The sequence below is a fragment of the Streptomyces ficellus genome, from assembly GCF_030406405.1.
GTDB lineage: Bacteria > Actinomycetota > Actinomycetes > Streptomycetales > Streptomycetaceae > Streptomyces > Streptomyces ficellus_B.
Window position 1 is genome coordinate 1 of the sequence record NZ_JAUEPL010000060.1, and the last position, 25,799, is coordinate 25,799.

The following is a 25,799-nucleotide window of genomic DNA, read 5'->3' on the forward strand; positions in this document are numbered from 1 at the left end:
CTGGGGCTCCGTGCAGTCCTGGGAGTTCGTCACGGTCAAGCGCACCGAGGGCCGCATCGCGTCCTTCACCTCGATGTCCGGCCCCTCGCTGGACCACTTCGGGCACTGGATCAAGAAGCGGACGACCCGCCCCACTCCGCGCCGGGTCGGCCAGTTGCTCGGCCAGGGCGCCAGGTCCTGGTATGTGTACCTGCTGCACACGCCGCTGCTGCCGGAGCTGGCCTGGCGGGGGCCGCTCGGCAAGCGGTGGCCGGAGCTTCTGCGGCGGGTGGAGAAGGTGCCGGCCGGTGACTACCCGACCCCGTCGCTGCCCTCGGACGCGGCGCACGGCGCGTGGCTCTACCGCGACAACGTACGGGCGCGGCTGCGCCGGCCGCGCGACGACGCGTACGCGCACGCGCCGGTGCAGCTGATCACGCCGACCGGTGACGCCTTTCTGTCGGAGCGGCTCTATGACGAGCTGGCGACGTGGGCCCCTCAGCTGGTGCGCCGCACACTGTCGGCCAAGCACTGGGTGCCGCGCACCCGGCCGGACCAACTGGCCGCCTGGATCGGCGAGTTCGTCACGGCCCACGAGGAGCGGGGCGGCGAGATGCCGGCTCCGGTGGCGTCGGGCAAGCCGTACGCCGACCGGTTCGGCGGGCAGTTGGTGCTGGTCACGGGCGCGGCCAACGGCATCGGGCGGGCCACCGCGTTCGCGTTCGCCGAGGCGGGCGCGCGGGTGGTGGCGGTGGACCGGGACGCGGAGGGTGCGGCGCGGACGGCCGAGATGGCACGGCTGATCGGCGCGCCGGACGCCTGGGCGGAGGTGGTGGACGTCAGCGACGAGCAGGCGATGGAGAAGCTCGCCGAGAAGGTCGCCACCGAGTACGGCACCGTGGACGTGCTGGTGAACAACGCCAGGATCGGCATGTCCGGCTCCTTCTTCCAGACGACCTGCGAGGACTGGAAGAAGGTCCTGGACGTCAATCTGTGGGGCGTCATCCACGGCTGCCGGATCTTCGGCCGGCAGATGGCCGAGCGGGGCCAGGGCGGCCACATCGTGAACACCGCGTCGGCGGCCGCGTACCAGCCGTCCAGGGTGCTGCCCGCGTACAGCACGTCCAAGGCGGCGGTGCTGATGCTCAGCGAGTGCCTGCGCGCCGAGTTGGCCGGGCAGGGCATCGGGGTCACGGCCGTCTGCCCCGGGTTCGTGAACACCAACATCACCGCCACCGCGCGCTTCGCCGGGGTGTCGCAGGAGGAGGAGAAGCGGCGGCAGAAGAGGACGGCCCGGCTGTACGGTCTGCGCAACTACCCGCCGGAGAAGGTCGCCGACGCGATCCTGCGGGCCGTCTCGCGCAACGAGGCGGTGGTGCCGGTGACGCCGGAGGCCCGTGGTGCCCGGCTGCTGTCCCGGCTGGCGCCGCGGGCGCTGCGGGCGCTGGCCCGCCTTGAGCCGCCGGTATGACGGCCGGCCGTACGATCCCTCGCATTGAGGGTCCGGGGTAGCGAGGGAGCGGGTGTGGACGAACGGGCGGAGTACCGCATCGAGGACCTGGCGCACCACAGCGGCGCCACGGTCCGGACCATCCGCGCCTACCAGGACCGGGGGCTGCTGCCCAAGCCGGAGCGGCGGGGCAGGTCCAATGTGTACGGGGACGAGCATCTGGCCCGGCTGCGGCAGATCGCCGACCTGCTGGACCGTGGCTACACCCTGGCGTCCATCAAGGAGTTGCTGGAGGCGTGGGACGCGGGCCGGGGCCTGGGCGGTGTGCTGGGACTGGTCGCCGAGGTGCACGGGCCGTGGACGGACGAGAAGGCGGACCGGATCACACGCGGGGAACTGGACGCCGCGTTCGGCGGCACCCCGGACGAGAAGGCGGTGGAGGAGGCCATAGAGCTCGGCGTGCTGGAGCGCATCCCCGGCCGCGACGACGAGTTCCTGGTACCGAGCCCGCAAGAGCTCGCCGTGGCCGCAGAGTTGTACGCGGCCGGGGTGCCCCTGCCCGCGATCTCCGGTCACCTCAGGGAACTTCGCGGCCAGGTCGAGCACATCGCCAACCGCTTCTTGGACTTCACCATGGAGCACGTCTTCGCCCGCTACCTCGGCCACCGCCCGCCGACGGACGCGGACGCGTCGGAGGCGGCGACCCTGGTGCGGCGGCTCCGGCCCCTCGCCCAGCAGACGGTGGACGCCGAACTGGCCCGGGCGATGCGGACGTTCGCCACCCGCCACCTCCAGCGGCACCTGTCGCCCGAGGGCCCTCAGGTCAAGGACGACGGACACCAGCAGGTGACACTGCCCGCCTCCACGATCCGGGCCGTACAGAACCTGGTTGGGCCGCAGCACACGTCGGCATTCATCACCGCGGCCACCGAACGGGAAATACAGGCAAGGACATTGGACACGTTGACCTCAAGCCAGGCCAACCCGGGCGAAATTGGCGAAGCCACCTGAAAACCAAGGGATGTTGTCCACAGAATCGCCAACTAGCCTGTGGATAACTCATGTTGTTTGTGGATCAAACCTCACGAGCGCATATTCCCGTGGTGTTCCTGACGTGATGCCTGACACGCTGACGCCATGGACGACAGACGCACCGTAAAGGTGTCGAAGTACCTCGCGAAACACCTGCGCCACCAGCCCGAGCGCATCGGACTGGTCCTCGACCCCAACGGCTGGGTCGAGATCGACGCCCTGCTGCGGGCGGCGGCCGAGCACGGCGTACGGATCAGCCGGGCCGAGCTCGACCATGTCGTCGCCGTCAATGACAAGCAGCGCTTCGCGATCGAGGGCGACCGGATCCGCGCCGTCCAGGGCCACACCGTGGACGTCGACCTGGACCTGCCTGCGGCCGTCCCACCCGCGTACCTCTACCACGGCACCGTCGCCCGCAACCTGGTGGCGATCCGCGCCGAAGGCCTGCGCCCCATGGCCCGCCACCATGTCCACCTCTCGCCCGACCGGGAGACGGCGACCCGGGTCGGCGCCCGGCGCGGCCGCCCGGTCGTACTGTCCGTGGACGCCGCCGCCATGCACCGCGACGGCCATGTCTTCCACGTCACCGCCAACGGCGTCTGGCTCACCGACGCGGTACCCCCCGCCTACCTCCGCTTCCCCGGCTGACGCCGGGGGCGGGCATCAGGCGAGCTGGGCGAGGGCCTCGGTCGCGATCCGCTCGAACACCTTCTCGTCGGCGGCGAACACCGTGTCCGCGATCGGCGCGTGGATGACGATCTCGGAGAAACCCAGCTCGAAGTGGCGTCCCGCGAAGTCGACGAAGGCGTCGAAGGACTCCAGCGGCCGGTCCGGGGTGAACCCGGTCAGCAGGATCTTGTCCAGCTCCCCCGCGTCCCGGCCGGCGTCCGCGCACGCCTTGGCCAGCTTCTCCAGCTGGCCCCGGATGGCCTCGCGGGACTCCTCCGGCGTACCCGACTCGAACAGCTTCGGATCACCGGTGGTCACCCAGGCCTGCCCGTGCCGCGCCGCCAGCCTCAGCCCGCGCGGCCCGGTGGCGGCCACGGCGAACGGCAACCGCGGCCGCTGCACGCAGCCGGGGATGTTGCGCGCCTCGTCCGCCGAGTAGAACGCCCCCTCGTGCGTCACCGCCTCCTCGGTCAGCAGCCGGTCGAGCAGCGGCACGAACTCCGCGAACCGGTCGGCCCGCTCGCGCGGCGTCCACGCCCGCTGCCCCAGCGCCGTCGCGTCGAACCCGTTGCCACCCGCTCCTATGCCGAGAGTGATCCGGCCACCGGAGACGTCGTCCAGTGTGATCAGCTCCTTGGCGAGCGTGACCGGATGCCGGAAGTTCGGCGAGGTCACCAGCGTGCCCAATCGCATCCGCTCGGTCGCCGCGGCCGCCGCCGTCAGCGTCGGGATCGCGCCGAACCACGGTCCGTCCCGGAAGGTCCGCCAGGACAGGTGGTCGTAGGTGTAGGCAGCATGGAAACCGAGCCGTTCGGCCCGGAGCCAGGCCTCGCGGCCGCCATCGTGCCAGCGGCGGCAGGGGAGGATCACGGTGCTCAGACGCATGCGACGAGCCTACGGTGCCGCGCCGACAGCTCCGGCCAGGCTCAGATGTGCACCAACCCGCACGCCCGTGCACCGCCGTACGGGACAATGGAGCCGTGACCTCAGCGACCTCACCCCGCCCGCGGCCGACGGCCCATCGACGCCCCCGACTGATCGCCACCGACCTGGACGGAACGCTGCTGCGCGACGACAAATCGGTCTCCGACCGCACGGTCTCCGCACTGGCCGCCGCCGAGGAGGCGGGCATCGAGGTCTTCTTCGTCACCGGCCGCCCCGCCCGCTGGATGGACGTGGTCAGCGAGCACGTCCACGGTCACGGCCTGGCGATCTGCGCCAACGGCGCCGCCGTCGTCGACCTGCACTCCGGCGGCAAGCTGCTGGAGGTGCGCCCGCTGGAGCGGGAGACCGCCCTCCACGTCGTCCGGACGCTGCGCCGGGAGGCGCCGGGCACGTCCTTCGCCGTCGAGCTCGCCACCGGCTTCCACTACGAGCCGGACTACCCGCCCTTCTGGCTCGACCCCGCCGCCACCGTCGCCCCCGCCGAGAAGCTCCTGTCCGAGGAGGAGCCGGGCTCCGGCGCTCCCGTACTGAAGCTCCTCGCCCACCACCGCGACCTGACGCCCGACGGATTCCTGGCGCTGGGCCGCGCGGCCGCCGGCGACCGCGCCTCCATCACCCGCTCCAGCCCCAGCGCCCTCCTGGAGATCAGCGGCCTGGGGGTCTCCAAGGCCAGCACGCTCGCCCTGTGCTGCGCCGAGCGCGGTATCTCCGCCGACGAGGTCGTCGCCTTCGGGGACATGCCCAACGACATCGAGATGCTGTCCTGGGCAGGCCGGTCGTACGCGATGGGCAACGCCCACCCGGACGTGGTGGCCGCCGCCTCGGGTCGCACGGTCGCGAACAACGACGACGGCGTGGCCCGCGTCATCGAGGACCTCCTCGGCAGCCGCTGACGCAGTCGGTGACGCAGTCACTGACGCAGCCGCTGACGCAGTCGGTGACGCAACCGCTGACTCCGTCGCTGACGTAGGCGTTAGCGCGACCCGCCCCCGGCGCCCCGCAGCAGGACCCCGTGCTCGCGCAGCCAGCGCACCGGGTCCACGGCCGACCCCATGTACGGCGTGAGCCGCACCTCGAAATGGAGGTGCGGCCCCGTCGAGTTGCCGGTGCTCCCGGACCGCCCGATCCACTGTCCGGCCGCCACCCGCTCCCCCGTGTGCACACCGGGCATGGCCAGGTGCGCGTACTGCGAGTACCAGCCGCCCGCGTGCCCTACCACCACCTGGATCCCGAACGCGCCGCCGCAGGACACCGAGTGCACCCGCCCCGCCCCGATCGACCGCACCGGGGTGCCGATGTCCACCGCGAAGTCCTGCCCCGTGTGCCGGTGTGCCCAGCGCGCGCCCGCCCGGGCGTAACCGGCGGACAGCTCGTACCGCGCCACCGGTGCCACCCACCCGCGGCCGAACACCACGGACCCGCCACGGAAGCCGGCCGCGCCGGCCGGACCCCCCGGGCCCCGCGCCGGCACCGGCCACGGGCAGCGGCCCACCGCCACGCTCCGGTCCGCCTCGGCCTGCAACCGCACCTGCGCGTGTTCCAGCCGTGTCTCGATGCCCCGCTTGATCGCCGCCAGCCTCGTCCCGTGCAGGTCCAGGTCGCGCCACGCCGCCCGCGCCTGCCCCTCGGCCCGCGCGAGGCGCCGTTCCGCGCCGCGGGTGCGCTCCATCAGGCCGTTCACGGCCCGCTCCGCCTTCTGGGCCAGCTGTTGGGCCCGCATCACGTCGTCGGCGTCGTCGGCCAGCAGCAGCCGGGCGGTCAGGGCGAGGGAGCCGCCACTGCGGTACTGGGCACGGGCCACCTCGCCCATCCGGTCGTTCAGCCGCGCGAGTTCACGCCGCTTGACGACCAGGTCCCGCTGGAGTCGGCCGGCCAGGGCACGCTGTGCGGCGGCCGCGCGCCTGCCCCGCTCGTACGTCTCGGTGGCCCGGGCGGCCTCCGCGTACAGCCGCGTCACCTCCGCGGCCACCCCCGGAGCCGCGCCTGCGCCCGGCCTGTCGGCAGCGGAGGCGGGGTGGGGGAGCACGAGGAGCGCGAGGAGCACGGGCAGCGCCAGAAGGAACATGGCTGGGATGGTGACGCCGGAGGCGGCCGATGTGCGGTACCTGAACGGTGCCGTAGGGCCGACCGGCCTACGCACGTCCCCCCGGCCGGCCCAACCGCCCCCTCCCCCGAGGACCCGCATCGCCTCCGCCCGCCTCTCATCAGGAGTCACCGGTCTCCGCCGCGACTCCTATGTGAGGGGGAGGGCCGGCGCTGCTGAGCCGTCCAGGAGCAGATCGGCCGCCCGCTCACGTTCCAGCATGCGGCGCAAGGGCCCGTCCTCGGCGGCCAGTTGAGCGTACGGGCCGCGCTGCACCGTGCGGCCGCCCTCCAGGACGACGACCTCGTCGACCGCGTCCAGGCCGTGCAGCCGGTGAGTGATCAGCACGGTCGTACGGCCCTCGGTGGCCCGCAGCAGATCGTCGGTGAGCGCGTCGGCGGTGGCCAGGTCAAGGTGCTCGGCGGGCTCGTCCAGTACGAGAACGGGGAAGTCGGCGAGGAGCGCCCGGGCCAGGGCGAGGCGCTGGCGCTGACCGCCGGAGACTCGCGCGCCATGCTCGCCGACGAGGGTGTCCAGCCCCTCGGGCAGGGCGTCCACCCAGTCCAGCAGCCGCGCCCGGTCCAGCGCCCGGCGCAGCTCGTCGTCGCTCGCGCCGGGCCGGGCCAGCCGCAGGTTCTCGCGGATGGAGCTGTCGAACGTGTGCGCGTCCTGGGCGCACAGGCCGACGAAACGGCGTACGTCGTCGCCGTCGAGCGCGGCCGCGTCCACACCACCGATCCGGTACGTGCCCTCACGGGCGTCCAGGAACCGCAGCAGCACCTGGGCGAGCGTCGTCTTGCCGGAGCCCGACGCGCCCACGACGGCGATCCGGCGGCCGGCCTCCAACCGCATGTCGAACCCCGCGAGGGCATCCCGGGCCTGCTCCGCGTACCGGGCGGTGAGGCCGCGCAGCTCCAGCGGGAAGGCACGGGCCGGTGCCGGCTGCGGCTCACGCGGCTCATGTACGGGGGCGGGGGCGTCGAGCACGTCGTACACCCGCTCGGCACTCCGCTTGACGCGCTGGCGGTACTGCACGGCCAGCGGAAGCCCGGCGACCGCCTCGAACGCGGCGAGCGGGGTGAGGACGACGACCGCGAGCGCCACGCCGTCGAGTCGCCCGTCGCGTACCGCCTGCACGCCCACGAGCGCGGCCGCCGCCACGGTCACCCCGGTGACCAGGGCGGACAGCCCGCTGCCCAGAGCGGTGGCGGTGGCCTGGCGGGTGGCGATCCGCGTCAGTGCGCGGTCCGCCTCGCGTGCCCGGTCCATCCGCCGCCCGAGGGCGCCCGCCACCGTCAGCTCGGCGCAGCCGCGCAGCAGGTCGACGACCCGGCCGGCCAGTACGCCGCGCGCCGGGGCGAGCCGCTGCTCGGCACGGCGGGCGACGGCGCCACTGACCAGCGGCACGGCGACGCCCGCGACAAGGAGACCCGCGGCCAGGACCGCCCCCGCCTCCGGGAGCAGCCACGCGGTGAATCCCACGGCCCCGGCGCCGACGACCGCGGCGGTCCCGGCCGGCAGAAGCCACCGCAGCCAGTAGTCCTGGAGGGCGTCCACGTCGGAGACGAGCCGCGCCAGCAGGTCCCCCCGCCGAGCCTCGCGCAGCCCCGCCGGCGCGATCCGCTCCAGCCTCCGGTAGACGGCGACCCGCAGTTCGGCGAGCATCCTCAGCACCGCGTCGTGCGACACGAGCCGCTCGGCGTACCGGAACACGGCCCGCCCGATCCCGAACGCCCGCGTGGCCGTCACGGCCACCATCAGGTACAGCACGGGCGGCTGTTCGGAGGCCCGCGAGATGAGCCACCCGGACACGGCCATGAGCCCCACGGCGGACCCGAGGGCGAGGCTGCCCAGCATCAGCGCGAGCGCGACCCGCCCGCGCAGTTCCCCGGCCATCCCCCGCACCCGAGCGAGCACCGCCCGGCCGCCACTGCCCCCGCTCTCGGCCTCGTCCTCGTCCTTGTCCGCCGCAGCGGCCCCACCGTCGCCGGCCGCGCGCGGCGACGCCGGCAGGCCACCGACGAGCCCGAAGGTCTCGTCCAGCGCCCCGTCGCCGACCGGCGCCGCCGCGGGCCGGATCACCTCCGCGCGCGCCACTCCGGGGTCCGCCGGCCTCGACGGCCGCAGCGTCACCACCCGGTCCGCCACCGCCAGGAGCGCGGGGCGGTGGACGACCAGGAGCACCGTGCGCCCCTCGGCGAGGCGGCGCACCGCTTCCACCACGGCCGCCTCGGTCTCACCATCGAGGGCCGCCGTGGGCTCGTCCAGCAGGAGCAGCGGCCGGTCTGCGAGGAACGCCCGCGCCAGGGCCAGCCGTTGGCGCTGCCCCGCCGACAGACCGGCGCCGTCCTCGCCGAGCACCGTCTCCGCGCCCGCCGACAGTGCGGCCACGAACTCGGACGCGCCCGCGTCCCTGAGCGCTGCCGCCACCGCGGCGTCGTCCGCGTCCGGCCGGGCGAGGCGGACGTTCTCCGCGATGGTGCCCGCGAACAGGTACGGCCGCTGCGGCACCCAGGCGATCCGCTCGCGCCACCGCTCCAGGTCGAGCGACCCGAGGTCGACGCCCCCGACCCGTACCCGGCCGCTCTCGACGGGCTCCACGAAGCCCAGCACCACATCGAGCAGCGTCGACTTCCCGACGCCGCTCGGCCCGACCAGGGCCACGGTCTCGCCCGGCTCCACCACCAGCGACGCCGTGTCCAGCGACGGCTCGGCGCGCCCTGGGTGCCGTACCGTCACCGCGTCCAGCTCAAGGCGCGAGGCGTCCGGCACCGCGCCCGTGCCGCCATGCCGCACCGGCGTCTCCAGCACGGCGAAGATCTCCTCCGCGGCGGCCAGCCCCTCCGCCGCCGCGTGGTACTGCGTCCCGACCTGCCGCAGCGGCAGATACGCCTCGGGCGCCAGGATGAGGATCACGAGGCCGGTGTACAGATCCAGGTCCCCGTGGACCAGCCGCATGCCGACGCCGACCGCCACCAGTGCCACCGACAGCGTCGACAGCAGCTCCAGCGCGAATGACGACAGGAACGCGATCCGCAGCGTACGCAGTGTCGCCTGCCGGTACTCCGAGGTGATCGCCCGGATCGACTCGGCCTGCGCCTTGGCCCGTCCGAAGACCTTCAGCGTCGGCAGCCCCGCGACCACGTCGAGGAAGTGCCCCGACAGCCGCGACAGCAGCGTCCACTGCCGGTCCATCCGGGCCTGGGTGGCCCACCCGATGAGCACCATGAACACCGGAATCAGCGGCAGCGTCCCCACGATGATCGCCGCCGAGACCCAGTCCTCGGTGACGATCCGCGCGAGGACCGCCACGGGCACCACCACCGCGAGCCCGAGCTGCGGCAGATAGCGCGAGAAGTAGTCGTCGAGCGCGTCCACGCCGCGCGTGGCCAGCGCGACCAGCGAGCCGGTCTTCTGTCCGCTCAGCCACCCGGGCCCCAGCGCGGCGGCCCGCTCCAGCAGCCTGCCCCGCAGCTCCGACTTGACCGCCGCGCTCGCCCGGTGGGCCGCCAGCTCGGTCAGCCACGACACCACACCTCGCCCGACCGCGACCACCGCCAGCAGCACCAGCGGCGTCGTCACCTCGCGAACGCCCAGCCCCCGCTGAAATGCCCCGACCACCACCTCGGCGATCAGCATCGCCTGGGCAATGACCAAGCCTGCCCCGACGACACCCAGGACCACCACCGCCGCGAGGAAGACACGGGTGGCCCGGGCGTACCGGAGCAGACGCGGGTCGATCGGTTTCACGTGAAACATCCCTACGAGACGAGACGAGCGCGCACCTAGTGGGCGTCGGCGATGTGCTGCGTACCGATCCGCTTGCGGAACACCCAGTACGTCCAGCCCTGGTACAGCAGGACCACCGGTGTGGCGATGGCGGCGCACCAGGTCATGATCTTCAGCGTGTACGGGCTGGACGACGCGTTGGTGACGGTCAGACTCCAGTCGGGGTTCAGCGAGGACGGCATGACGTTCGGGAAGAGCGTCAGGAAGAGCATCGCGATGGCGGCCGCGATCGTGACACCCGACAGCGCGAACGACCATCCCTCCCGCCCCGTCTTGATCGCGCCGACCGCCCCGACCAGCGCCGCCACGGCGACGGCCACCGCCACCAGGCTCGTGCCGTCGCCCCGGGAGACCTGCGTCCAGCTCAGGAACCCGGTCACCACGACCGCGGTGACCAGCCCCAGCACCAGCGCCAGCTTCCGCGCCCGTACCCGGATGTCCCCGACCGTCTTCAGCGCGGTGAACACCGTCCCGTGGAAGGTGAACAGCGTCAGTGTGACGAGCCCGCCGAGCAGGGCGTACGGGTTGAACAGGTCGAAGAGCGTACCCACGTACTCCTTCGTCGCGTCGATCTGCACGCCCCGCACGATGTTGCCGAAGGCGACACCCCACAGGAACGCCGGGATCAGCGACGTCCAGAAAATGGCCTGCTCCCAGTTGCGCTGCCACTTCTCCTCCGGGCGCTTGGCCCGGTACTCGAAGGCGACACCGCGCACGATCAGGCAGACCAGGATCACCAGCAACGGCAGGTAGAAGCCGGAGAAGAGCGTGGCGTACCAGTCGGGGAAGGCGGCGAACGTGGCACCGGCGGCCGTCAGCAGCCACACCTCGTTGCCGTCCCAGACCGGCCCGATGGTGTTGATCAGCACCCGCTTCTCGACCCGGTTGCGGGCGAGCAGCTTGGTCAGCACGCCGACCCCGAAGTCGAAGCCCTCCAGGAAGAAGTAGCCGGTCCACAGGACGGCGATGACGACGAACCAGACGTCGTGGAGTTCCATGCCTCAGCTCCCAGTCCTCAGTACGAGAAGGCCATAGGCCGGTCGGCGTCACGATCGGTGCCACGGTCGTGGCCGCCGATCCTGGTGGGCGGGTTGAGGTCGGCCTCCGTGAGTTCGGGCGGTCCGGCCTTCACGTACTTCACGAGCAACTTGACCTCCACCACGGCGAGGATCGCGTACAGCGCGGTGAAGATGATCATGGAGATGAGCACCTCGGCCTGGGAGACGCCGGGCGACACGGCATCCCGGGTGCGCAGCACGCCGTACACGACCCAGGGCTGACGGCCCATCTCGGTGAAGATCCAGCCCCAGGAGTTCGCGATCAGCGGGAACGCGAGCGTCCACAGCGCGACGAGCCAGTACAGCCTGGTGAACTTCGGGCTGAGAGCCGTACGGAAGAGCACCAGATGCGGTATCTCGTCCGCACCCACCCGCAGCCGCGCCGGCAGCAGGAACCGCTTCCGGGTCAGCCACAGCCCGAGCAGCCCGAGCGAGAAGGACGCCATGCCGAAGCCGATCATCCACCGGAACCCCCAGTAGGCCACGGGGATGTTGGGCCGGTAGTCGCCGGGTCCGTACTTCTCCTGGAGGGCCTTGTTGGTGTCATTGATGCCGGGGACGTGCGACTCGAAGTCGCTGTGGGCGAGGAAGGACAGCAGGCCGGGGATCTCCACGGCCACCTTGTTGTGGCCCTTGTCGACATCTCCGTACGCGAAGACCGAGAAGGGCGCCGGGCTCTCGCCGTCCCACAGTGCCTCGGCCGCGGCCATCTTCATCGGCTGCTGCTGGTACATGACCTTGCCGAGGAAGTCACCGCTGATCGCGGTGAGCATGCCGCCGATGACCACGGTGACCAGGCCGACCCTCAGCGAGGTCTTCATCACCGGGATGTGCTTCTTGCGGGCCAGGTGGAAGGCGGCGATACCCACCATGAACGCGCCACCGGTCAGGAAGGCCGCCGACATGGTGTGGAAGACCTGGGTGAGGGTGGTGTTCTGGCTGAGCACCGCCCAGAAGTCGGTGAGCTCGGCCCGCCCCGTCTTCTCATTGATCTTGTAGCCGACCGGGTGCTGCATCCAGGAGTTGGCGGCGAGGATGAAGTACGCGGAGAGGATGGTGCCGATCGACACCATCCATATGCAGGCCAGGTGGATCCTCTTCGGCAGCTTGTCCCAGCCGAAGATCCACAGGCCGATGAAGGTCGACTCGAAGAAGAACGCGATCAGCGCCTCGAAGGCGAGCGGAGCGCCGAAGACGTCACCGACGAAGCGCGAGTAGTCGGACCAGTTCATGCCGAACTGGAACTCCTGCACGATGCCGGTGACGACGCCCATCGCGATGTTGATGAGGAAGAGCTTCCCCCAGAACTTCGTCGCCCTGAGGTACTTCTCCTTCCCCGTCCGCACCCAGGCCGTCTGCAGACCGGCGGTGAGCGCGGCGAGGGAGATCGTCAGGGGAACGAAGAGGAAGTGGTAGACGGTGGTGATGCCGAACTGCCACCGCGCCAGCGTCTCTGGCGCCAGAGCCAGGTCCACGTCAGCTGCTCCTTACGGCCTACGCGTCGCCTTACCGATTCCGGTTGATCTTGGGAGGAACCAGGCGCGCTTGTGAATGCGTTCACAATCACAAGCCATTATGACTCACACGAAATCCGCACATGAAAGGGGGTCCCCTCTTCCGCAGAACTTCAACATATTGTTGAATTTGGCGATGCAGATACGAATCTCCTGGCCGGCCGGCCATGTGACCGCGACCCTCGACGAGACCCCCACCAGCAGAGCTCTGGCAGGGGCTCTCCCGATCGTCTCCACCGCCCGCACCTGGGGTGAGGAGGTCTACTTCGAGACACCCGCCTCCCCCGCCCTGGAGGCCGACGCCCAGCAGGTCGTCGATCCGGGCACGGTGGCGTTCTGGACCGAGGGCGACGCCCTCGCCCTGCCGTACGGGCCCACACCGATCTCACGCGGCGACGAGTGCCGTCTGGCGAGCCCGTGCAACGTCCTCGGCCGCATCGACGGCGACCCCCGCGCCCTCGCCACGGTCCGCTCCGGCGACCCGATCCGCGTCGAGCTCGTGTCCGCCTGAGGGTCCGCGTCGAGCTCGTGTCCGCCCGAGGGTCCGCGTCGCTCGTGTACCCCTGAGCAACCGCGTCGAGCTCGTACCCCTGAGCCCGGCCACCCTCGATCGCACCCGGCGGACAGCCTCGGGCAGTGCCGTGCGGGGTCGCCCCCAGGGGCCGGCGGAACGGCCGGGCAACCACCCGTGGCGCGTACGCCGCCGGCCCGGCCCACCCCCGCCGGGCTCCGCCCAGGTGGAGCGCCGCGGGTAAGACCGCCCCACGTGGACGCCCCAGCTGGACCGCCTCTAGAAACGCTCCTTTCGGAAGGCCTCGGCGGCCCGCAGGAAGATGTCGTTCGCCTCGCTCTCGCCGATTGTGACCCGCACGCCCTCCCCGGCGAACGGCCGCACGACCACACCCGCCTGCTCGCACGCCGCCGCGAAGTCCACGGTCCGCTCACCCAGCCGCAGCCAGACGAAGTTCGCCTGCGACTCCGGCACGGTCCACCCCTGGCCCACGAGCCCCTCGTACACCCGCTTGCGCTCACACACCAGCGAGCCCACCCGCCCCAGCAGCTCATCCTCCGCATACAGCGAGGCCACCGCGGCGTCCTGCGCCAGCTGGCTCACACCGAAGGGCACCGCGGTCTTGCGCAGCGCCGCGGCCACCGGCTCATGGGCGATGGCGAACCCGACCCGCAGGCCGGCCAGCCCGTACGCCTTGGAGAACGTCCGCAGCACGGCGACGTTCGGGCGCTCGCGGTAGATCTCGATCCCGTCCGGCACCTCGGGGTCGCGGATGAACTCCCGGTACGCCTCGTCCAGCACGACCAGCACATCGGACGGCACCCGGTCCAAGAACCGCTCCAGCTCGGCCCGGCGCACCACCGTGCCGGTGGGGTTGTTGGGGTTGCAGACGAAGATCAGCCGGGTCCGGTCGGTGATCGCACCGGCCATCGCCTCCAGGTCGTGAACGTCGCCGGAGGTGAGCGGCACCTGCACCGACGCCGCGCCGCTGATCTGCGTGATGATCGGGTACGCCTCGAAGGACCGCCACGCGTAGATGACCTCGTCACCGGGGCCGGCGGTGGCCTGGATCAGCTGCTGGGCCACGCCCACCGATCCGGTGCCGGTGGCCAGATGGGACACAGGCACCCCGAACCGCTCGGCGAGCTCGTTCATCAGGCGGGTGCAGGCCATGTCCGGGTAGCGGTTGAAGCCCGCGGCCGCGGCCAGCGCGCTCTCCATCACGCCCGGCAGCGGCGGGTACGGGTTCTCGTTGGAGGACAGCTTGTACGCGACCGGTCCCTCCGCCGCGGCAGGCTTGCCCGGCTTGTAGGTGGGGATGCCGTCCAGCACGGCGCGCAGCTTCGGGCTCGTCCCGCTCGTCTCGCTCACTCTGGTCCTCCTCGACCGTACGTACCACCAATGCTGCTCACCCTATGAGGATTCCGTCCCGCTGCGAATGGCCAATTTCCCGCGGCGATCAGCGGGCACCCGGAGGCGGACTCCGACAGGGAGCCCGAGGATGACCCCCACCCGGAACCCGCCGGGACCCGCGTGAAACCCCCTGTCGAGGAACCCGCGCCGGACCCACCGGGGAGCCGGCACCACAGCCCACCGGGGAACCGGCACCAAACCCACCCGGGACCGGCGCACACCTCGACGGGAAACCGGCGCGGAAAACAGGGGGAGCGCTCCTCAGGGCGGCGCGCGCCCGTGGCTCACGCCGTGGCGCGCATCCCCCGTAGAGGTGAGTTGAGACCTCTTCGAAACATCGTCCCGCTGGCAGGCACATGCGCGCCGACAACTCGCGGCACCACACAGAACCCACCAACTACCTTGCATTTCAAGGCTGTTAGGGGGTGGCGACCGTGCAGAAACGTGCCTGTCAACGAGTGAATATGCGACCGGCCCAACCGCCCGCTCTCGCCCTACTATCGGCTCGCCATGACAGCAGCAGGGAAGCACCAGGTGAGCCGGGCACAGACCCGGGGAAGCCGGCAAGGTCGAGCGGGCATCCGGGACGTGGCCGCCGCAGCCGGGGTCTCCATCACGACTGTCTCCGACGCGCTCAACGGCAAGGGCCGGCTCCCGGACGCCACCCGCCGCCATGTCCGCGAGGTCGCCGACCGGCTGGGTTACCGCCCTTCCGCAGCGGCCCGCACGCTCCGTACCGGCAAGTCCGGCCTCATCGGCCTGACCGTGACGACCTACGGGGATGAACCTTTCACCTTCACCGAATTCGCGTACTTCGCCGAGATGGCCAGGGCCGCCACCTCCGCCGCGCTCGCCCGCGGCTACGCCCTGGTCATCCTGCCCGCCACCTCACGCCATGACGTCTGGTCGAACGTCGCCCTCGACGGCACCGTCGTCATCGACCCCTCCGACCACGACCCGGTGGTGACCGAGCTCGTCCGTCAGGGCCTGCCCGTCGTCTCCGACGGCCGCCCGGCCGGCACCCTCCCGGTCACCGCCTGGGTCGACAACGACCACGAAGCCGCCGTCCTCGACCTGCTCGACCATCTCGCCGCCGCCGGCGCCCGCCGGATCGGCCTGCTCACCGGTACCACCACCGACACCTACACCCGCCTGTCCACCACCGCGTACCTCAACTGGTGCGAGCGGGTCGGACAGGACCCGGTCTACGAGGCGTACCCCGCCCACGACCCGTGCGCGGGGGCCGTCGCGGCCGACCGCCTGCTGGCACGCCCCGACCGCCCCGACGCCGTGTACGGGCTCTTCGATCCCAACGGCACCGACCTCCTCGCGGCGGCCCGTCGCTACGGGCTGCGCGTGCCGGACGATCTGCTGCTGGTCTGCTGCAGTGAATCCACCGTGTACGCCGCCACCGAGCCGCCCATCACCACCCTGTCGCTCAAGCCCCGCCGGATCGGCACCGCGGTCGTCCAGCTCCTCATCGACGCCATCGAGGGTGTCGACACGGAACGGCCGGTCGAGCAGGTGATACCGACGGAGCTGATCATCCGCACGTCCTCCCAGCGGCGCCCTCCTCGTACGACCGTCAGCCCTCCCCGGTCGCCGTCACAGGAATGACCAGGGGCGACGACCCATTCGGACCGGGGGGCCGGCCGCTGGCCCCGACCGGGACCAGACCGCGCCAATTGGGGCGAAACGGTCGGTGAACCCACGGTGCACCCGGATTCACCACCCCTGGTGCGTCACACAGCACAAGGCTCATTCCTATGATGGGCGGACGACACCGCGGACCGCCCCGACCAGGCCGGTCCGCCAGGTGTAGGGCGTCGCGACGGTGGTGGAGGGGTCGATGACTCAGGGGGCCGGTCAAGGACCCGTGGTGCGGACGGCGACGTTGCGCGACTTCCGCGTACCGCCGTACGCCCAGGTGCCCGTGCAGGGTCACACCGTTCACCCCGGCAACGCCTTCCCCGAGGGGGAGTTGCCGGAGGGCTACACGCCCACCGAGCGCGATCTGCCGGTGATCAACCGGGGCGACACCGTCCAGGTTTCCGTCACTCCCGCCGAGGTCCCGGCCCCGGCCCCCGCGTCGCCCGCTCCCGAGAACGGCCCCGGTCCTCTCTACGTCGTGGGTGACGTCCACGGCTACCTCGACGAGCTCCTGGACGCCCTGCACCACCAGGGCCTCATCGACGCCGAAGGACACTGGGCCGCGGGCAACGCCCGCCTGTGGTTCCTCGGAGACTTCACCGACCGAGGCCCCGACGGCATCGGCGTCATCGACCTGGTCATGCGGCTGTCCGCCGAGGCCGCCGCCGCGGGCGGGTACTGCAAGGCTCTGATGGGCAATCACGAATTGCTGCTCATCGGCGCCAAGCGGTTCGCCGACACCCCGGTCAACTCCGGTGCCGGCACGGCGACCTTCCAGGCCGCCTGGCTCCTCAACGGCGGCCAGAAGAGCGACATGGACCGCCTCCAGGACGTCCACCTCCAGTGGATGTCGCGGCTCGACGCCGTGGTCGAGGAGGACGGGCACCTGCTGCTGCACTCCGACACCACCGCCTACCTGGAGTACGGCTCCACGATCGAGGACGTCAACGACACCGTCCACGACATCCTCACGCGCAGCGACGCCGACGAGTGCTGGGACTTGTTCCGCAAGCTCACCAAGCGCTTCGCGTTCCGCGACGAGGGCGGTCCCACGGCCGTCCAGGAGCTGCTGGCGGCCTACGGCGGTCAGCGCGTCGTCCATGGCCACAGCCCGATTCCGTATCTCCTCGGCGAGGTGGGTTCCGAGGACGGCGAGGACGGCGCAGGCCCGTCGGTGGAAGGGCCGCACGTGTACGCGGACGGGCTAGCGATCGCCATGGACGGCGGTGTCACCATGGCCGGAAAGCTGCTGGTCGTCCGACTGCCGCTGCCTCACTGAGCGCAACCACGGCAGTCGATTTCCGGAATTCCTCTGTCACCCCTTGCCGTAACCGCTCTACCATCGGTACTTCCGTAGCAGGCTCTCCTCCGTTTCTGCCGAACTGCCCGTTCTACGCGGGCAAACAGGCTTACGGAGCATCGGGGGATGCACATGAACAGCGCTCCGCACCTGCTGACCGAGGACCGCGCCGAGTACGAGCGCATCCTCGACGACGCACTGCGCAACGCGCACGACCGTCCTGACCTCGCCGGGATCGGGCAGCGGCTCAACACCGAGCAGCTGCGCACCATGGCCCTGAACGCAACCGCGCTGATCTCCGCGGCCGCCGCCGCGGAGTACGACCACTTCGTCAAGGTGCGCGAGGAATCGCGCACGCCCACCGCGGTGTCCGCAATCAACTCCGTGCTGACTCCGGCCGGTGACGACGCCGAGGCCGGCCCGGGGGCCGGAGTCGGGGTTGTCGTCACCGTACTGGCACCGGTTCTGGCCGGTACGGCGGCCGTCATCTTCCTGCTCGTGGGCTACATCCTGAAGATGCTCGACCCGTCGCCTTCCATCGCCGATCCGCTGCTCGCGGCGGGCTGGTTCTTCGGGGCGGTGACGGCGATCGGCATCCTGGCTGCCGCGATCGGCCTGCTGGTCACGGCCCTGCGCAACAGCTCCACCCAGGTGCAGGCTCAGGAGCCGGGAGGGGAGCTCCCCGATGAGGTCGCCCGCGCCAGGGAGGCATGGCGTCACGCCTTGCTGGAACGGGGCATCATGCCGTTCCTCCGGGACGCGCTGGCCGATCCGAGCGCGGACCCGGTCTCGGGGGTGCCTCCGCACCACGTCAGCCGGATTCCGAAGGTCGGTTACAGCGGACCGGAGTTCTCCAGCCCCAGCGAGGGCGGTTCGGGCCCACGGCCGACGTTCACCAGCCCCGACTTCACCAGCCCGGAGTTCGGCGGCCCCGAGCACCAGCCGGACTGACCATTCCCCCGCCGGCCCACCTCACCGGAAAAGCGTGGCGGTGGCCTGTTTCACGTGAAACGAACAGACGTTTCACGTGAAACAGGCCCTCCTCACCGCAGGCCGGGCTCCGCTACTCCGCCAGAGGCAGGTAGACCCGGTTACCGGCGGCGGCGAACTCCTTGGACTTCTCCGCCATCCCGGCCTCGATCTCGTCCGACTTCAGATCGCCGCCATGCTCCCGCCGGATGTCCTGCGAGATCTTCATGGAGCAGAACTTCGGCCCGCACATGGAGCAGAAGTGCGCGGTCTTGGCCGGCTCGGCGGGCAGTGTCTCGTCATGGAACTCCCGTGCCGTGTCCGGGTCGAGGGCCAGGTTGAACTGGTCCTCCCACCGGAACTCGAACCGGGCGTCGGACAGCGCGTCGTCCCACTCCTGGGCGCCGGGGTGCCCCTTGGCCAGGTCCGCCGCATGCGCGGCGATCTTGTAGGTGATCACGCCGGTCTTCACGTCGTCGCGGTTGGGCAGGCCCAAGTGCTCCTTGGGCGTGACGTAGCAGAGCATCGCCGTGCCCCACCAGGCGATCATCGCCGCGCCGATGCCGGAGGTGATGTGGTCGTAGGCCGGGGCCACATCGGTGGTCAGCGGACCGAGCGTGTAGAACGGCGCCTCCTCGCAGATCTCCTGCTGGAGGTCGATGTTCTCCTTGATCTTGTGCATCGGGACATGTCCCGGGCCCTCGATCATCGTCTGTACGTTGTGCCGCTTGGCGATCTGGTTCAGCTCACCGAGCGTGCGCAGCTCGGCGAACTGCGCCTCGTCATTGGCGTCCGCGATCGAGCCCGGCCGCAGGCCATCGCCCAGCGAGTACGTCACGTCGTACGCGGCGAGGATCTCGCAGAGCTCCTCGAAGTTCTCGTACAGGAACGACTCCTTGTGGTGCGCCAGGCACCACGCGGCCATGATGGAGCCGCCGCGCGAGACGATGCCGGTCTTGCGGCGCGCGGTCAGCGGCACATACCGCAGCAGCACGCCGGCGTGGACGGTCATGTAGTCGACGCCCTGCTCGGCCTGCTCGATGACCGTGTCCTTGTAGATGTCCCAGGTCAGCTCCTCGGCCTTGCCGTCGACCTTCTCCAGGGCCTGGTAGAGCGGCACGGTCCCGATCGGCACGGGCGAGTTGCGCAGCACCCACTCACGAGTGGTGTGGATGTTGCGGCCGGTGGAGAGGTCCATGACCGTGTCGGCTCCCCAGCGGGTCGCCCAGGTCATCTTCTCCACCTCTTCCTCGATCGAGGAGGTGACCGCCGAGTTGCCGATGTTGGCGTTGACCTTCACCAGGAACCGCTTGCCGATGATCATCGGCTCGATCTCGGGGTGGTTGACGTTGGCCGGCAGCACCGCGCGGCCGGCCGCGATCTCCTCACGCACGACCTCGGGGGAGACGTTCTCGCGGATCGCGACGTACTCCATCTCCGGCGTGATCTCGCCCCGGCGGGCGTACGCGAGCTGCGTCACCGCCTGGCCGTCGCGCCCCCGGCGGGGCTGGCGCGGGCGGCCGGGGAAGACGGCGTCGAGGTTGCGCAGGCCACCGCGCGGCGCGGTGTGCTTGATCCCGTCGTCCTCGGGGCGTACCGGGCGGCCCGCGTACTCCTCGGTGTCGCCGCGGCCAATGATCCAGTTCTCCCGCAGCGGCGGCAGACCACGACGTACATCGGTTTCGATATTCGGGTCGGTGTACGGCCCTGACGTGTCGTACAGCGTCACGTCCTTGCCGTTGGTGAGGTGCACCTTGCGGACCGGCACACGAAGATCGGGGCGCGAGCCCTCGATGTATCCCTTGTGCCAGCCGATGGACTTCCCGGCCTCCTCGTTCTGGTTGGAGGCAGGCGTGCGTGCGTCCTGAACGGTCATTGTGACCTACTCCCTACGCCGGCATTACCCGGTAACAGGTTCGGCGGTCGACGCAGCGGTTTCCGTACACTTTTGTACGGATATCAGCGCCCTCTCAGCCCGGTGCTCCGAGCTCCCGCGTGTGCAAAGGTGCCACCACGCTAACGCCATCCCGGCCGCGCTGAACAGAGGGCCCCGGTCGTTCTTGCGATGATCGGTCGGTGACTTCCTCGCAGCAGACCCCCGAGCCGGCCGGACAGGCGCATGGTCATACCCACAGCCATGCGCACAGCCACGGCCCCGCCGCGCCCGTGTCCAAGCATCTGCGCAAGGTCATCGCGGCGGTACTGATCCCCTTCGCCACCGCGGTACTCGTCGGACTCGCCGTCCTGTGGCCCGGCGGCGCCCCGGCACACGAGCGCACAGGGGTCGGCTTCGACCGGCAGACCGAGCAGGGCAAGGTCGTCCAGGTCGAGAAGGTGGACTGCAGGGACGTGAACGCCGCGCAGGTCCCACCTACCGGTGACACGACGACGCCCGAGGGGCGCGAGGCGGTCAACGCGCAGCAAGGGCAGTGCGCCAAGGCGACGGTCGAGGTCACCACGGGCAAGGACAAGGGCCGGCGGTTCGTGGAGATCGTGCAGCCGGACGCGCCGCGCCAACTGGACGAGGGCCAGGGGGTGGTAGTGGCGTACGCCCCCGACGCCCCACGTGACCTGCAGTATTCAGTGACCGACGTGAACCGCAAGGTGCCGATGGCCTTGCTCGCCGGGATCTTCGCGCTGGCGGTCGTGGCGGTCGGCCGGATGCGCGGGGTGATGGCGCTGATCGCGCTCGCGGTGAGCTTTGCCGTACTGACCCTCTTCATTCTCCCGGCGATCCTCCAGGGCTCGAACCCCCTGGTCGTGGCGGTGATCGGGTCGAGCGCCATCATGCTGATCGCGCTCTACAGCTGTCACGGCCTGACCGCCCGGACGTCAGTGGCGGTCATCGGAACGCTGATCTCCCTCCTGCTGATCGGCCTGTTGGGCTCGCTCTTCATCGGCTGGGCGTCACTGACCGGCAACACCGACGACAACACGGGCCTCATCCATGGCCTTTACCCGAACATCGACATGTCCGGTCTGCTGCTGGCCGGAGTCATCATCGGCTCGCTGGGTGTGCTCGACGATGTGACCGTGACCCAGACGTCGGCGGTGTGGGAGCTGCACCAGGCGGATCCGACCATGGGGCCGCGGGGCCTGTATCGGGCGGGTATCCGGATCGGCCGTGATCACATCGCTTCAGTGGTGAACACCCTGGTGCTGGCGTACGCGGGCGCTGCCCTCCCCCTGCTTCTGCTGTTCTCGATCGCTCAGAGCAGCGTGGGGACGGTGGCCAACAGTGAACTGGTCGCGGAAGAAATCGTGCGGACCTTGGTGGGTTCGATCGGTCTGGTGGCCTCGGTGCCCGTGACGACCGCCCTGGCTGCCCTGGTGGTCTCGGCGGACCGGCCGGGAGGCACGGTGACGGCGGTGGTACGTGGTGGGGGACGGGGCCGCCGCCGTAAGAAGTAGTCGCCGCGAGACGTCACCTGAGATTCCGCGCAGACTCCGCATGGCAGCCCGCGTCAGACTCCGCATGGCAGCCCGCGTCAGACTCCGCGTGAGAAAGATCCGCGTGAGAAAGGGCGGCGCGGTGTCAGCCGGCGTTCTCCTCCGCGAGGATCCGGCCCAGCGCCTCCTCCAGGTCCTCCTCGAACTCCCCGAGCGCGCGCTCCTGCCCCAGGGGCACGAGCTTGTCGGTGCGGTCGAGAAAGGCCACCAGCGGTGGCGCACTGGCCCGGAACAGCGCGCGATCGGCGCCGACCTGTAGCCGGATGCTCACATCCGACAGGTCTCCCACACCGGTGGGCGCGATGTGCACATCGCCGTCACCACTGGGCGCGTTGATGCCGTCCAGAAGCAATTCCCTGCCGAACGCCCACGTCACGGGCGCGTCGCCGGGGAGGTGGAACGTCATCCGCACCGCGAAGGGGTCTCTCGTCTCGTAACCGAGCTCGACCGGAATCCGGAAGGAGAGCTCCTCCGAAACGACGAAGCTCATCAGGACTTCGGCCTGAACTGACTCGCGCATCATGTACCCCGCAGTGGATGAGGCAGTTGTGAACAACAGCTGTTGAAGATCATCAATGAAAACGGCCAGGAATGATCCGTACCGGCCTGCACGGCGCCATCGTCCTGTACAGCACCCAGGATCACAAGGAGTGATTTTTCAGATACTGATAGAGAACACGAGCGAACCGAACAGCCTCCCGATGTCGAGCCGTAGTCGGTGGACCGCGGGCAACAGGCGTTCTTCCTGGTGAAGCGGCACGGAGATGGCCATCACCGCGGCTGCGGAACCGGCCGCGACGGGGACGGCGGCACAGACGGTACCGAGCGCGTATTCCTGTCGCTCCACAACCGGCTGCATCCGTTCCGTGGCCTCCAGCCGCTCAAGCAGCGTCCGTCCGTCACACACCGTGTACGGAGTGATCGGCTGCACGGGGTGTCGGTCCAGGTGATCCCGGCGCGCCCTCTCGTCGAGCTGGCTGAGCAGACACTGGCCGATGGCATGAGCGTGGCCGGTTTCGCGGAAGTCGGCCCACTCGTCGACGGCGGGTGCCGCGGGGGTGTCGGCGACGGCGACGAGCTCGATCTCGCCGTCTTCGTAGACCGCGAAGTAGACAGGGACGCCGATGGTGTCGCGCCAGTGCGCCAATGAGTTTGCGATCTTGCTGCGACGATTCTGCGCGGCTCCGCCCGCTAGTTGCCCTACCGCGTCACCGAGGAGGAACACGCCGTTGTCCCGGCGTAGATAGCCCTCATGCGTCAGGGTGCGCAGAAGGTGGTAGGCGGTGGGAAGCGGCAGGTGCGTCTCGCGCGCGAGCTGCTTCGCTGGGGCCCCGTCGGCATGAGAACCCACGGCTTCCAGCAGCCTCAGTGCACGCTGCACAGAGGCGATCAAGGTAGGGGCAGCGGTAGCGGAATTCGGTGGCGTGGCCAAAGGTCACCCCCAGGCATTACGCCCAGTTCAGTCGTACAAACCGCTGGTAGGGCGTTTGCCAACCCCTTGATTCCAAGGGCAGCGGAGGCTTGCCACTCTAATGGCAGCCTCCGTTCGGGGTGAGGTTTCGCCCGGGCCGTTCCCCCGCCCGGGCTAACGGCCGGGCGGATGGCCGGGATTTCCGTACGCCCGTGTCACCAGTCGCCGCTGGACGACGAGGACGACATGAACTTCCGTACGACGTAAATGAGTCCACCGACGAGGACGACGAACACCAGCACCTTGAACAGCAGACCGATCAGGACACTCATCACCGTCCCGATCACACCACCGAAGACCACCAGGGCGATGAGAGGTATGGCGATCCACTTCACCCACCACGGCATTCCCGTAAGAAATTCCCGTACCGCCATCGCCCTACCTCATCTCTCGTGATATTTCAGACCTTGGTCACTCGATGCTAGGGGCCGGGCGCCGCGCGCGGGCGTTGCCCAGCCCTCGATCTGCCCTGATCCGTCCCCTAGGGAACCGGGGGCGGCGGCTCAGCTCTCGGGAGGAGAGAAGACCACCATCACCCGCAGGTCCTCGGTGATGTGGTGGAACTTGTGCGGCACTCCGGCCGGCACATACACCACACTGCCCCGCCCCACCCGCGTCGTCTCCATCCCCACCGTGATCGAGGCACGCCCACTGACGACGAAGTACACCTCGTCCTCCTTGTGCGGCTGCTGCGGGTCGAGCTGCCCGGCGTCGAGCGCGTACAGGCCCACCGACATGTTCCGCTCGCGAAGGAACTGCAGATACGCGCCATCATGGGCGGCGCGCTCCGCCTCCAGCTCATCCAGTCGGAATTCCTTCATCGCCCGTCCGCCCCTGCACTTGGTCCGATCATGTCTGCCACGATCAGACACATGATGAATTTCCTAGTCAAGACGATCGCGAACGCGGCCGCTCTGGCAGTGGCGATCTGGCTGCTCGAGGACATCACGCTGACCGGTGACAACACCGGGAAGAAGACCCTCACCCTCATCCTGGTGGCCCTGGTCTTCGGCGTGGTCAACTTCCTCGTCAAGCCGGTCGTGAAGCTGCTCACACTGCCGCTGTTCATCCTCACGCTCGGCCTTTTCACGCTCATCGTGAACGCGTTGATGCTGCTGCTGACCTCGTGGCTCGCCGAGAAGCTCGACCTGACCTTCCACGTCGAGGGCTTCTGGACCGCCGTACTGGGTGGCCTGATCATCTCCGTGGTGTCGTGGGCCATGAACCTCGTCCTGCCCGATGGGAAGGACTGATGGAACGCAGGCGCATGGGCGACGGGACACGAGCGGTACGGGCCGGTCTTCCCGAACCGCAGAAGTACGAACCCACCCTGCCCGGGCCGGTGTTCGCCGCCCACTACCACCTGCCCGGCGACCCGACCGGGCCGTACACATACGGGCGGGACGAGAATCCGACCTGGACCCACCTGGAGCGCGCCATCGGCGAGCTGGAGGCCCCGGGGGACTCGGATGTCGAGACGGTTGTCTTCGCATCCGGGATGGCGGCGATCTCGGCGGTGCTGTTCTCGCAGCTCAAGGCCGGGGACGCGGTTGTCCTGCCGTCCGACGGCTACCAGGCGCTGCCGCTGGTGCGCGAGCAGCTGGAGGCGTACGGGATCGAGGTGCGCACCGCCCCGACCGGCGGCGACGCGCAGCTGGCCGCCCTCGACGGCGCACGCCTGCTGTGGATCGAGACGCCGTCGAACCCGGGGCTGGACGTGTGCGACATCCGGCGGCTGGTGGCGGCCGCGCACGCCGGGGGCGCACTCGTCGCGGTGGACAACACCCTGGCCACGCCCCTCGGGCAGCGCCCGCTGGAGCTGGGTGCGGACTTCTCCGTGGCCAGCGACACCAAGGGCCTGACCGGGCACGGTGACATCCTGCTCGGGCACGTGACCTGCCGTGACGCCGAGTCGGCCGCTTCCGTACGGCGTTGGCGGAAGATCGTCGGAGCGATCCCGGGTCCGATGGAGGCCTGGCTCGCCCACCGGTCGCTGGCCACGCTGCACCTGCGCGTCGACCGGCAGTGCGCGACCGCCCTGGCGCTCGCCGAAGCGCTGTCGGCGCGCGAGGACGTGAGCGGCCTGCGCTATCCGGGCCTGCCCGGTGACGCGTCGCACAGGGTCGCGGCCGGGCAGATGCGCCGTTTCGGGTCGGTCGTCTCGTTCGTCCTGCCCGACCGGGAGCGGGCGGAACGCTTCCTGGACAGGCTGCGGCTGGTCGATGACGCGACCAGCTTCGGCGGGGTGCGGTCGACGGCGGAGCGGCGCGGACGGTGGGGTGGGGACGCGGTGCCGGAGGGCTTCATCCGCTTCTCGGTCGGCGCCGAGGACGCCGAGGATCTGGTGCCGGACGTGCTGCGCGCTCTCGACGAGGCGGGCGGACAGGCCGGATAAGGCGGTTCGGCACGCGAAAGGGCGGTCCGAGCCTCCCCCCTCGTGGCTCGGACCGCCCTGCTTTACGCGCGGAGATCCGCCTGGCCAAGGCTAGTTGACTGAGCGTCAGTGTCCAATCACA

The 25,799-nt window shown here is 70.3% G+C and carries 22 protein-coding genes; 11 read left to right on the forward strand and 11 right to left on the reverse strand.

Translation table 11 applies throughout. The features are described from left to right. The 3 genes from QWM81_RS27680 to QWM81_RS27690 all read left to right on the forward strand — a co-directional run. A partial coding sequence (locus tag QWM81_RS27680) for an SDR family oxidoreductase (protein ID WP_290115147.1) occupies positions 1–1,450 on the forward strand: 1,450 nt, incomplete at its 5' end. Positions 1,451–1,504: 54 nt separating this feature from the next. After that, positions 1,505–2,440: a MerR family transcriptional regulator gene (locus tag QWM81_RS27685; RefSeq protein WP_290115148.1), complete on the forward strand. Its 936-nt coding sequence runs from the start codon at positions 1,505–1,507 to the stop codon at positions 2,438–2,440. Between the two features lie 126 nt (positions 2,441–2,566). Further along, positions 2,567–3,109, forward strand: coding sequence for an RNA 2'-phosphotransferase (locus QWM81_RS27690; protein WP_290115149.1), 543 nt, complete (start codon positions 2,567–2,569; stop codon positions 3,107–3,109). Between the two features lie 15 nt (positions 3,110–3,124). Here QWM81_RS27690 and QWM81_RS27695 read toward each other — a convergent pair whose 3' ends face one another. Beyond that, on the reverse strand, positions 3,125–4,015 hold the full coding sequence (locus QWM81_RS27695; RefSeq protein WP_290115150.1) for an LLM class flavin-dependent oxidoreductase: 891 nt from the start codon (positions 4,013–4,015) through the stop codon (positions 3,125–3,127). 95 nt (positions 4,016–4,110) lie between these two features. Here QWM81_RS27695 and QWM81_RS27700 point away from each other — a divergent pair, with 95 nt between their 5' ends. Then, positions 4,111–4,968, forward strand: coding sequence for a Cof-type HAD-IIB family hydrolase (locus QWM81_RS27700; RefSeq protein ID WP_290115151.1), 858 nt, complete (start codon positions 4,111–4,113; stop codon positions 4,966–4,968). 80 nt (positions 4,969–5,048) lie between these two features. On the opposite strand, the gene QWM81_RS27705 is transcribed toward QWM81_RS27700, so the two are convergent. From QWM81_RS27705 to QWM81_RS27720, 4 genes are all read right to left on the reverse strand, one after another. Continuing rightward, a complete protein-coding gene (locus QWM81_RS27705) occupies positions 5,049–6,140 on the reverse strand; it encodes a M23 family metallopeptidase (protein ID WP_290115152.1) in 1,092 nt (363 codons plus the stop codon). Positions 6,141–6,308: 168 nt separating this feature from the next. Continuing rightward, a complete protein-coding gene (gene cydD / locus QWM81_RS27710; protein ID WP_290115153.1) occupies positions 6,309–9,908 on the reverse strand; it encodes a thiol reductant ABC exporter subunit CydD in 3,600 nt (1,199 codons plus the stop codon). Positions 9,909–9,943: 35 nt separating this feature from the next. Next, a complete protein-coding gene (gene cydB / locus QWM81_RS27715; RefSeq protein WP_290115154.1) occupies positions 9,944–10,945 on the reverse strand; it encodes a cytochrome d ubiquinol oxidase subunit II in 1,002 nt (333 codons plus the stop codon). A gap of 17 nt (positions 10,946–10,962) precedes the next feature. Beyond that, positions 10,963–12,480, reverse strand: a complete 1,518-nt coding sequence (locus tag QWM81_RS27720) for a cytochrome ubiquinol oxidase subunit I (RefSeq protein WP_290115155.1) — start codon at positions 12,478–12,480, stop codon at positions 10,963–10,965. Positions 12,481–12,655: 175 nt separating this feature from the next. Between QWM81_RS27720 and QWM81_RS27725 the strand changes: the two genes are divergently transcribed. After that, positions 12,656–13,030, forward strand: coding sequence for a cyclophilin-like fold protein (locus tag QWM81_RS27725; RefSeq protein ID WP_290115156.1), 375 nt, complete (start codon positions 12,656–12,658; stop codon positions 13,028–13,030). Positions 13,031–13,309: 279 nt separating this feature from the next. Here QWM81_RS27725 and hisC read toward each other — a convergent pair whose 3' ends face one another. Beyond that, positions 13,310–14,401, reverse strand: coding sequence for a histidinol-phosphate transaminase (hisC, locus tag QWM81_RS27730; protein WP_290115157.1), 1,092 nt, complete (start codon positions 14,399–14,401; stop codon positions 13,310–13,312). Between the two features lie 552 nt (positions 14,402–14,953). Between hisC and QWM81_RS27735 the strand changes: the two genes are divergently transcribed. From QWM81_RS27735 to QWM81_RS27745, 3 genes are all read left to right on the forward strand, one after another. After that, a complete protein-coding gene (locus QWM81_RS27735; RefSeq protein WP_290115158.1) occupies positions 14,954–16,060 on the forward strand; it encodes a LacI family DNA-binding transcriptional regulator in 1,107 nt (368 codons plus the stop codon). A gap of 232 nt (positions 16,061–16,292) precedes the next feature. Beyond that, positions 16,293–17,372, forward strand: coding sequence for a metallophosphoesterase (locus tag QWM81_RS27740; RefSeq protein WP_290115160.1), 1,080 nt, complete (start codon positions 16,293–16,295; stop codon positions 17,370–17,372). Between the two features lie 147 nt (positions 17,373–17,519). Beyond that, positions 17,520–18,344: a hypothetical protein gene (locus QWM81_RS27745; RefSeq protein WP_290115162.1), complete on the forward strand. Its 825-nt coding sequence runs from the start codon at positions 17,520–17,522 to the stop codon at positions 18,342–18,344. A gap of 112 nt (positions 18,345–18,456) precedes the next feature. On the opposite strand, the gene thiC is transcribed toward QWM81_RS27745, so the two are convergent. Then, complete coding sequence (gene thiC, locus QWM81_RS27750) at positions 18,457–20,238, reverse strand: phosphomethylpyrimidine synthase ThiC (protein WP_290115164.1); 1,782 nt, start codon at positions 20,236–20,238, stop codon at positions 18,457–18,459. Between the two features lie 200 nt (positions 20,239–20,438). On the opposite strand from thiC, the gene QWM81_RS27755 reads away from it, so the two are divergent. Next, positions 20,439–21,773: a YibE/F family protein gene (locus tag QWM81_RS27755; protein ID WP_290115165.1), complete on the forward strand. Its 1,335-nt coding sequence runs from the start codon at positions 20,439–20,441 to the stop codon at positions 21,771–21,773. Between the two features lie 124 nt (positions 21,774–21,897). Here QWM81_RS27755 and QWM81_RS27760 read toward each other — a convergent pair whose 3' ends face one another. From QWM81_RS27760 to QWM81_RS27775, 4 genes are all read right to left on the reverse strand, one after another. Then, entirely contained in the window at positions 21,898–22,332 is a 435-nt protein-coding gene (locus QWM81_RS27760; RefSeq protein WP_290115166.1) for an SsgA family sporulation/cell division regulator, read from the reverse strand. Positions 22,333–22,470: 138 nt separating this feature from the next. Next, positions 22,471–23,193, reverse strand: coding sequence for an IclR family transcriptional regulator (locus QWM81_RS27765; RefSeq protein WP_290115167.1), 723 nt, complete (start codon positions 23,191–23,193; stop codon positions 22,471–22,473). A gap of 245 nt (positions 23,194–23,438) precedes the next feature. Beyond that, the gene (locus tag QWM81_RS27770) at positions 23,439–23,657 is read right to left on the reverse strand and encodes a DUF5326 family protein (RefSeq protein ID WP_290115168.1); all 219 of its coding nucleotides are present in this window, start codon (positions 23,655–23,657) and stop codon (positions 23,439–23,441) included. A 129-nt stretch (positions 23,658–23,786) separates the two neighbouring features. After that, positions 23,787–24,104, reverse strand: coding sequence for a cupin domain-containing protein (locus tag QWM81_RS27775; protein WP_290115169.1), 318 nt, complete (start codon positions 24,102–24,104; stop codon positions 23,787–23,789). 51 nt (positions 24,105–24,155) lie between these two features. On the opposite strand from QWM81_RS27775, the gene QWM81_RS27780 reads away from it, so the two are divergent. Then, complete coding sequence (locus tag QWM81_RS27780) at positions 24,156–24,536, forward strand: phage holin family protein (protein ID WP_290115170.1); 381 nt, start codon at positions 24,156–24,158, stop codon at positions 24,534–24,536. Continuing rightward, positions 24,536–25,678, forward strand: a complete 1,143-nt coding sequence (locus QWM81_RS27785; RefSeq protein ID WP_290115171.1) for a cystathionine gamma-lyase — start codon at positions 24,536–24,538, stop codon at positions 25,676–25,678. Before QWM81_RS27780 ends, QWM81_RS27785 begins: the two co-directional genes overlap by 1 nt. Positions 25,679–25,799: the final 121 nt, after the last annotated feature.